Origin of the sequence: uncultured Amphritea sp. (assembly GCF_937127095.1) — a bacterium.
Classification (GTDB): Bacteria; Pseudomonadota; Gammaproteobacteria; order Pseudomonadales; family Balneatricaceae; genus Amphritea.
In genome coordinates this window covers 60,479-69,343 of the sequence record NZ_CAKZLP010000059.1, presented here as the reverse complement: position 1 = coordinate 69,343, position 8,865 = coordinate 60,479, and the positions used below count along the sequence as shown (strand labels likewise).

Below are 8,865 nucleotides of genomic sequence, written 5' to 3'. Positions count from 1 at the left end.
TCACCGACACAGTCCTGCATATATTCGCATTTCAGCCAGGCCATCACATCCCGGGTGGCATCATCGGCACGCCGCTCGGTCATCGAACAGTGCTCACCCAGTTCGACCATCTGTTCCATGGTATAACGATGCTTAAAACGCTTATCAGGACGGAAGTTGGCCGGCCGGGTAATATGACGACTATCACTATCGGAGTGGATCAACCCGCGAATCGCACGGTGCACCAGCAGATCGGGGTAGCGGCGAATCGGCGAGGTGAAATGGGTATAGGCCGGATAGTTCAGACCAAAATGGCCCTTATGTTCAGGACTGTAGACCGCCTGCGACATTGAGCGCAGCATCATCACCTGGATAACATGCTTATCGATCCGCCCTTCCAGAGATTCAGACAGCGCCTGATAATCCGGTGGCGTGGGCTCATCACCGCCTCCCAGACTCAGGCCCAGCGGCCCAAGATAGGTACGCAGGGACTGCAGTTTTGACTCTTTCGGGCCATCATGCACCCGGAACAGCGCCGGCTGCTTCAGCTTTTGCAGCATCTGCGCCGAGGCGACGTTGGCGCAGAGCATACACTCTTCAATAATTTTGTGGGCATCGTTACGCACCACTGGAATGATCTTCTCGATCTTGCGCTCTTCACTGAACAGAATCCGGGTTTCGGTGGTTTCAAAGTCAATCGCACCCCGTTCTTCCCGGGCCTGACGCAAGGCACAGTAAAGCTCATGAAGATGCTCAATATGCGGCACCACCTCAGCATACTGCTGACGCATCGCGGCACCCAGATCCGAATCCGGCTCCTCCAGCATCGCCCCGACTTTAGTGTAGGTGAGTCGGGCTTTAGAGCGGATCACCGCTTCGTAGAAGGTATAACCACTGAGATTACCGCTGGCACTGATAGTCATCTCACACACCATCGCCAACCGGTTAACATCCGGATTCAGCGAGCAGAGTCCATTGGAGAGCATCTCCGGTAGCATCGGCACCACAAACTCAGGGAAGTAGACCGAGTTACCACGTTTGTGCGCTTCTACATCCAGCGGAGTGTCAGGGTGCACGTAGGAGGAAACATCGGCGATGGCGACCCACAGCCGCCAGCCACCGGAGCGCTTCGGCTCACAATAGACCGCATCATCAAAATCTTTGGCATCTTCACCGTCGATGGTCACCAGTGGCAGGTCGCGCAGATCGACCCGGTTTTCGACGGCAGAATCAGGGACTTCAGGGCCAAACTCACTGACCTCCTGACGGATGGCTTCGGTCCACTCATTGGGGATATCGTAGTTATGAATGGCAACCTTGATCTCCATCCCCGGCGCCATATGATCGCCCAGCACTTCGGTCACCCGCGCCGTAGCTTTGGCCCGCTTTGACGGCGGTGTAATCAGTTCAACCACCACCAGCTGACCCTGCTTGTAGTCAATACCACTGTCGGGGTCGGGCAAAATCTGAATATCGTTGGTTATGCGCTGGTTTTCCGGGGTCATGTAGCCAAACCCGCCATGCCCCTGAAACCGGCCGACCAGTTTGCGGGTTTTGCGCTCCAGCACCTCGATAATGGTGCCCTCGGTGCGACCTTTATGGTCTTCGCCGGTGGCCCTGACCAGCACCCGATCACCATCAAACACCTGACGCATCTCCCGGGCCGAGAGAAAGATATCCTTATTCCCTTCATCAGGAATCAAAAAGCCAAAACCATCCCGGTGTCCCATAATCCGACCGGCAATCAGATCAAGTTTACTCAGCAAGACATACTGGGCTTTACGGTTGCGCATCAGCTGCCCATCCCGCTCCATCGCTCGCAAACGACGACGCAGGGCCTCGGACGTTTCTTCATCATCAATGTCCAGCAATGCTTCCAGCTGAGGGCGGGTGAGGGGCTCGCCCTGCTCGGCCAGCAGCTGCATTATCAGCTCCCGACTGGCTATCGGTCGATCATATTTTTCCGCTTCGCGGTCGGCATAGGGGTCGTCAGAAAAGTTCTTTGAATCAGGCATTAATCATCTTCTGTTATATGCATTTTGAATAACTATACTCCAACCACTGCTGAATCTGGAGCGTTTTCCCGTACCTGCAGTTTAGTCAAACAATTGAAAACTGGGAGTTTTATAAACAGCGGAGCCAGTAAACAAAAAAACCGGCTATCCGCCGGCTTTTTTCAGTACAAAATGCAACTTACGGCATTTCGTCGATCTCGTCACCCTCTTGCTTCTCAGGTGGCATCAGATCTTCTTTACAGATGCCCAGCATGATCAGTATGTTCGCGGCCACATAGATAGAAGAGTAGGTACCGATAAACACACCGACCAGCAGCGCAACTGCAAAACCAAAGATCATCTCGCCACCAAACACCGCCAGTGCCACCAGCACCAACAACGTCGTGAACGAGGTTACCAGCGTACGGCCCAGGGTCTGACTCAGAGAAACGTTCATAATCTCGACCGCCTCACTCTTACGCAGTTTACGGAAGTTTTCCCGAATACGGTCAGACACCACGATGGTATCGTTGAGTGAGTAACCGATCACCGCCAGAATAGCAGCCAGCACGGTCAGGTCAAAGTCGAGCTGCAGCACCGAGAAGAAACCCAGCACAATCACCACGTCATGTGCCAACGCGGTCACGGCGCCGATAGAGAACTTCAGCTGGAAGCGGAAGGCAACGTAGACCATCACCATAAACAGCGCCAGCAGCATGCCTAAGCCGCCCTGCTCTCTCAGCTCTTCACCGACCTGCGCGCCGACATACTCGTTACGGCGCAGGGTCAGTTCCTGAGCCTCACCGCTCTGCAGGGTCTGCAACACCGTATCTCCCAGCTTCGGATCGTGCGCAACACCCATGCGGATAAGAATATCAACCGGCGAACCAAAGGTTTGCACGATAGCATCTTCATAACCCGCACTCTGCAATTTATCACGGATAGCGTTGAGATCAGGCTCCTGCTGATAGCCCACTTCGATCAGCGAACCACCGGTAAAGTCGAGACCAAACTTAAGCCCGTTGATCGCCAGAGATGCTACCGAGATCAGTAGCAAGGTGATCGAAAAAGCGGCTGCGACTTTTCGCAGCCCCATGAAGTTATAAACTTTTTCAGTCGTCATCTTACTCTACTCCGTCAGATCGACAGTTTCTTCAGCGCACGACCGCCGTAAGTCAGATTCACCAGCATCCGGGTAACCATGATCGCTGTAAACATGGAGGTCAGGATACCGACCGACAGGGTAATCGCGAACCCTTTCACCGGACCTGTGCCCATCGCGAACAGGATCACTGCTGCCAGCAAGGTGGTGATGTTGGCGTCAAAAATAGTGGAGAACGCCCGGTCAAAACCAGCACTGATGGCTGATTGCGCCGGCATCCCGTTCTTCAGCTCCTCCCGTATTCGCGAGAAGATCAGCACGTTCGCATCCACCGCCATACCGACAGTCAGCACAATACCGGCGATACCCGGCAGGGTCAGCGTCGCCGACATAATCGACATCACCGCCAGCAGCATCATCAGGTTAAAGGTCAGCGCGATATTGGCTAACAGACCAAACACCCGGAAGTAAGCCACCATAAACAGCATCACCAGAGCAAAACCGATCTGCACCGACATCATACCCAGCTGAATATTCTGCTCACCCAGGCTAGGACCAACGGTACGCTCCTCAACAAAGTAGATCGGCGCAGCCAGCGCACCGGCCCGCAGTAGCAGCGCCAGTTCAGATGATTCTGTCGCACTGTCCAGCCCGGTGATACGGAAGCTGGCACCCAAAATACTCTGTATCGTCGCCAGTGAGATGATCCTCTTCTCAACATAAGGAATCCGTTTGGCTACCTGTTCACCATTAACGGTTTCGTAGAGCGTACGACTCTTATGCTCGACAAACAGCACCGCCATGCGTCGCTTGATCGCATTTTTGGTGGTCCGGTTCATCAGCTGGCCACCCTTGGCGTCCAGAGAGATGTTTACCTGTGGCTGACCGTTCTCATCAAAGGATGACTGGGCATTAGACACGCTGGATCCGGTAATAATGATATCTTTTTCCAGAGTTGCTTCACGGCTCTGATCACGGAACTCATAGGTTTCAGTGGCCACCCGGGAAGCATCGGTCTTGGCTTCCAGACGGAACTCAAGGTTTGCGGTTTTACCGATAATACGTTTAGCAGCAGCGGTATCCTGAATACCCGGCAACTGCACCACAATACGGTTACGACCCTGACGCTGCACCAGCGGCTCTGCAACACCCAGCTCATTCACCCGGTTACGCAGGGTCGTCAGATTCTGCTTGATGGCGTAGTCTTCGATCTCACGGATCTTGCTTTCCAGCAGATTAATGGTGAGGTAGAACGCGCCATCCAGATCTTCGGTATTGATAATAAATTCGGAATAATCTTTACGCAGCAGAGTAGCGGCCTGATCACGCGCGTCCGCAGCGGAAAATTTCAGTTCAAGACTGCCATCTTCACGGTGTTCAACGGAGCGATAACGCAGCTTATCGGTCCGCAGTTTGGTTTTAATCTCGCTGACATAGACATCCAGACGCTGAGCCACCGCAGACACCATATCCACCTCCAGCAGGAAGTGCACACCACCGCGCAGATCAAGACCCAGTTTCATCGGCCCGGCTCCCAGAGAGCGCAGCCATTCCGGCGTCGTGGGCGCCAGGTTGAGGGCCACGACATAGTCCTCTTTCAGCGTCTGACTGATAATCTCTTTCGCTTCAAGCTGAGTACGACTGTCCTTAAAGCGTAACAATCCGCCGTTATCAGTCAGCTCTTCACCTTTAACGCTGATATCAGCCTGTTGCAAAGCCTGTTTCACCTGATCCAGCAGCGGCTGGTTAACAATATTCGATTCCCGGCTACCGGAAAGCTGAACAGCATAATCGTCTGGAAAAAGGTTGGGCGCGGCGTAGATGCCACCGATCAGCAATACCAGCACGATCAGCGCATTTTTCCACAGTGGATATTTATTGAGCATGGCGCTCTGTCCCTAACTAGCCCGGACATCTGAGCAAACGTTTTCTAGCAAAAAAACGCGCACTTCCGACCGGGCACCATTGTTTAGATTTAAACAGTTAAAAGAACAACGCCTACTAATAACAGACATTGTTCCACCACATTTAAAAAACGCCACTATAGTGGCGTTTTGATATGGGTTGGTTACTAGATCTGCTTAATGGTGCCTTTTGGCAGCGCAGCGCTCACATGAGTCTTCTGAAAAGTCAGCTCAGTTGTGTCATTTACGCTCAGTACGATGTAGTCATCATTCAGACGAGCCACTTTGCCGATCAGTCCACCTGCGGTGATCACTTCATCACCTTTGCTCAGTCCGCTCAGCAATGCTTTATGCTCTTTAGCTCGTTTGGCTTGTGGGCGCCACATGAACATATAAAAAATAACACCGAAGCCAACCAGAAAAATCAGGTTGAACATGCTTGGATCTAAACCACCCGGTGCGGCAGCATCTGCAGCTTCAGCTGTAGCGATTAAAAAGCTCATTAAGGCTTCTCCTAATATTTAATAAAATCAAAAATTTAAAATCAAACTTCAACGTTAAGAGGCGGTGTTTCCATCCCCTTAAGATGGTAAAACTGGTCAACAAAGTCGTCCAATTTACCCTGTTCAATGGCCTGACGCAATCCGGCCATAAGCTCCTGATAATAGTGCAGGTTATGGATCGTATTCAGCTGCGAGCCAACGATCTCTTTACATTTATCAAGGTGGTGCAGATATGCACGGCTAAAATTCTGGCAGGTGTAGCAACTGCACTGCTCATCCAACGGACGGGTGTCGGTTTTATTCGCCGAGTTGCGCAGTTTTATCACACCGTTGCGGGTAAACAGATGGGCATTGCGGGCATTGCGGGTTGGCATAACGCAGTCGAACATGTCTACACCGCGACGCACCCCTTCAACAATATCTTCCGGCTTGCCCACCCCCATCAGATAACGGGGTTTATCCTCAGGCATTTTATACGCCAGATGATCCAGTACTTTGACCATCTCCTCTTTAGGCTCGCCAACTGACAAGCCGCCAATGGCATAGCCATCAAAGCCGATCTCATTCAGCCCCTCAATCGACTCATCCCGCAGATGCGGGTACATGCCGCCCTGAACAATACCAAACAACGCCGACGGGCTATCGCCATGGGCCGCTTTAGAACGCTTTGCCCAGCGCAGAGAGAGCCGCATAGAGTCTGCCGCTTCAATCTCAGTCGCCGGATAAGGCGTACATTCATCGAAGATCATCACGATATCAGAGCCCAGATCACGCTGAACCTGCATCGATTCTTCCGGCCCCATAAACACTTTGGAACCATTCACCGGTGACTGGAAGTGCACACCCTCCTCGGTAATCTTACGCATCGCGCCCAGGCTGAACACCTGAAAGCCACCGGAGTCAGTCAGAATCGGACCTTTCCAGTTCATAAAATCATGCAGATCACCGTGGGCTTTAACCACGTCGGTGCCAGGGCGCAGCATCAGATGAAAGGTGTTACCCAGAATAATCTGTGCGCCAATTGCCTCGATATCCTTCGGCAACATCCCCTTAACCGTGCCATAGGTTCCCACCGGCATAAACGCCGGTGTTTCCACATCACCACGGGGAAAGCTCAAGCGGGCGCGACGGGCTTTACCATCGGTCGCCAGCCGCTCAAACTTCATAAAACATTCTCTGGTCACAATCAATCCTAAATAAGTTACCTGAACTCAGGTTTCGCCTGGGGAGTTGCGATCTTCTCCCTATATAAGGCTGAATAAAATAAATTAAAGGCTAGTCACTGTTTTTTCGGTTAACCCGGTCACATTGCTATCGGTCTTTTTCGACAAAAACATCGCATCGCCATAACTAAAGAAGCGATACCGCTGCTCTACAGCCTCTGTATAGGCCGCCATCATATGCTCATAACCGGCAAACGCTGACACCAGCATCAGCAGGGTGGACTCAGGCAGATGGAAGTTGGTGATCAGCAAGTCCACGGTACGAAACTCATAGCCTGGGAAGATAAAAATATCCGTATCACCAAAAAACGGTTCTATATCGCCGGATTTACTGGCGGTTTCCAGACAGCGTACCGAGGTTGTTCCCACCGCCAGCACCCGTTTACCCCGTGCTTTCGTATCTCTTACCGCCTGACAAACATTTTCTGGCACCTCGATATATTCAGCATGCATTTTATGATCCTGAATATTGTCGACTTTGACCGGACGAAAGGTGCCCGCGCCCACATGCAGGGTAACAAAAGCTTTATTAACCCCCTTCTCTTCCAGCTTACTCAGCAAAGCAGCATCAAAATGCAGACCAGCCGTCGGCGCAGCCACCGCGCCCGGCTTTTCGTTATATACGGTCTGATAGCGTTCGCGGTCGAAAAGTTCATCTTCGCGCTTCATATAAGGCGGCAGCGGCATGTGTCCGAACTGCTCTAAGGCTTCAATCAGATGGCCTTCTGGCAGATCAAACTCAAGCTCAAACAGGTCATCATGACGGGCGACCATGGTGGCCTTGAGGCCGCCATCCATGGTCAGTTCAGCACCCGGCTTAGGTGACCGGCTGGAACGGATATGCGCCAGGGCGGAACGCTCATCCAGCACACGTTCTATCAATACTTCAATCTTACCGCCGGAAGATTTCTCACCGAACATCCGCGCAGGAATTACCCGGGTGTTGTTAAACACCACCAGATCGCCGGGCTCAAGCAGATCCAGCACCTCGAAAAACTGTCGATGCTGAAACTCGCCGCTATTACCATCCACACAGAATAAACGGCTGTCGCTGCGTTTTTCCAATGGATAGCGGGCAATCAAATCGTCGGGAAGATCAAAATGGAAATCTTTAACCTGCATAGAAAAACGTTAACCTGAAACTCGTTTATGTAACTCAAGCGGACGCATAAACCGACACCCGGCTGACAAAAGGGTGCGTATGCTACCCGATCTGCGGGTAAATTTCAGCTATATTCCCCACGACAAAGGATGATCTCAGACAAGATTATACGCACAGGAGGTTATCAGGGACCTTCACTCAAACAATATGAAAAGCCGGGTATAAAAAAGTTCCACCAGAAAGGCTCAATACAGACAGAAACGGAGCGTCATGGAAGACGCTCCGTTTCAGTATAGACCGTTCAGTCACTCACTGAGGTGGATGGTCAGAAGGTTCCAGCACCACCGCGGGTAACCTGAACCACAGATTCAACAGGCAGAGCCCACTCATGGCACAAATTGCACCAATTTCAACGCCGCCCGCCACCGATATAACATAGGCAAAACCGCTGTAGAATTTAGCCAGCCACCAGGAGCCGATATCCAGCCACAACGAAATCCAGGCTGCCGAGATCAACAGGGTTTTTATCCATGACCGATAGCTGCTGTGAGCCATGATCAGCGACACGATCACCAAAAATACAGAGATACCAAACAGATGGATATGCGCTGTTTTTGCCATCTTCGTCCAGCTATACCCACCTTCAGTATATTGCACAATATCCTCGTAGCTGCTGAACGGCATCGACGGCATCGCATTACTCATCTGCGAGTTGCGGCTATGGCATTTCTGACAGTCTTCCCCAATGATATACATCACTTCATCTTTGAAGAAGTCATCATCTTTGGCGCCATCGGCTATCCATTTTGCGATGATATCAATATCACCATCCTCGGTGACATATTGGTACATCGTTCCTTTCATCGCCGAGATCAGCTGCGAATCATTGTAGTGTGACTGCACCCTGTCCATTTCCGGAATATTAAAGCCCCGGTCATGCTGCGAATAGAGTAAACCGATCAGGGTGACTGCACTAAGCGCCCCCAAAATAACGGTAATCAGAAACCCGGACAGCCCAAGTTTTGCAGAAAAATTGAATGTATTGATGCGCATAGATC

The 8,865-nt window shown here is 51.7% G+C and carries 7 protein-coding genes; all 7 read right to left on the bottom strand.

The genetic code is table 11. The annotated features are described in order from the left end of the window. Window positions 1-1,994 (bottom strand): ribonuclease R (gene rnr, locus Q0499_RS14645; RefSeq protein WP_299200504.1); only part of this gene is annotated, 1,994 nt, incomplete at its 3' end. Between the two features lie 178 nt (window positions 1,995-2,172). Beyond that, window positions 2,173-3,096, bottom strand: coding sequence for a protein translocase subunit SecF (secF, locus tag Q0499_RS14640; protein WP_299200503.1), 924 nt, complete (start codon window positions 3,094-3,096; stop codon window positions 2,173-2,175). Between the two features lie 14 nt (window positions 3,097-3,110). Continuing rightward, window positions 3,111-4,961 (bottom strand): protein translocase subunit SecD, encoded by a 1,851-nt coding sequence (secD, locus tag Q0499_RS14635; protein ID WP_299200502.1) that lies wholly within the window; start codon window positions 4,959-4,961, stop codon window positions 3,111-3,113. Between the two features lie 185 nt (window positions 4,962-5,146). Beyond that, entirely contained in the window at window positions 5,147-5,482 is a 336-nt protein-coding gene (gene yajC, locus Q0499_RS14630) for a preprotein translocase subunit YajC (RefSeq protein WP_299200501.1), read from the bottom strand. A gap of 41 nt (window positions 5,483-5,523) precedes the next feature. Further along, window positions 5,524-6,648 (bottom strand): tRNA guanosine(34) transglycosylase Tgt, encoded by a 1,125-nt coding sequence (tgt, locus tag Q0499_RS14625; protein ID WP_299200499.1) that lies wholly within the window; start codon window positions 6,646-6,648, stop codon window positions 5,524-5,526. Window positions 6,649-6,750: 102 nt separating this feature from the next. Further along, window positions 6,751-7,827, bottom strand: coding sequence for a tRNA preQ1(34) S-adenosylmethionine ribosyltransferase-isomerase QueA (gene queA / locus Q0499_RS14620; RefSeq protein WP_299200498.1), 1,077 nt, complete (start codon window positions 7,825-7,827; stop codon window positions 6,751-6,753). A 289-nt stretch (window positions 7,828-8,116) separates the two neighbouring features. After that, the gene (locus Q0499_RS14615) at window positions 8,117-8,860 is read right to left on the bottom strand and encodes a hypothetical protein (protein WP_299200497.1); all 744 of its coding nucleotides are present in this window, start codon (window positions 8,858-8,860) and stop codon (window positions 8,117-8,119) included. Window positions 8,861-8,865: the final 5 nt, after the last annotated feature.

What these genes read in the sequence shown, in the direction of transcription:
- tgt (WP_299200499.1), bottom strand. Translation starts at nt 6,648, where the DNA reads ATGAAGTTTGAGCGGCTGGCGACCGATGGTAAAGCCCGTCGCGCCCGC.
- yajC (WP_299200501.1), bottom strand. Translation starts at nt 5,482, where the DNA reads ATGAGCTTTTTAATCGCTACAGCTGAAGCTGCAGATGCTGCCGCACCG.
- secD (WP_299200502.1), bottom strand. Translation starts at nt 4,961, where the DNA reads ATGCTCAATAAATATCCACTGTGGAAAAATGCGCTGATCGTGCTGGTA.
- secF (WP_299200503.1), bottom strand. Translation starts at nt 3,096, where the DNA reads ATGACGACTGAAAAAGTTTATAACTTCATGGGGCTGCGAAAAGTCGCA.
- queA (WP_299200498.1), bottom strand. Translation starts at nt 7,827, where the DNA reads ATGCAGGTTAAAGATTTCCATTTTGATCTTCCCGACGATTTGATTGCC.
- Q0499_RS14615 (WP_299200497.1), bottom strand. Translation starts at nt 8,860, where the DNA reads ATGCGCATCAATACATTCAATTTTTCTGCAAAACTTGGGCTGTCCGGG.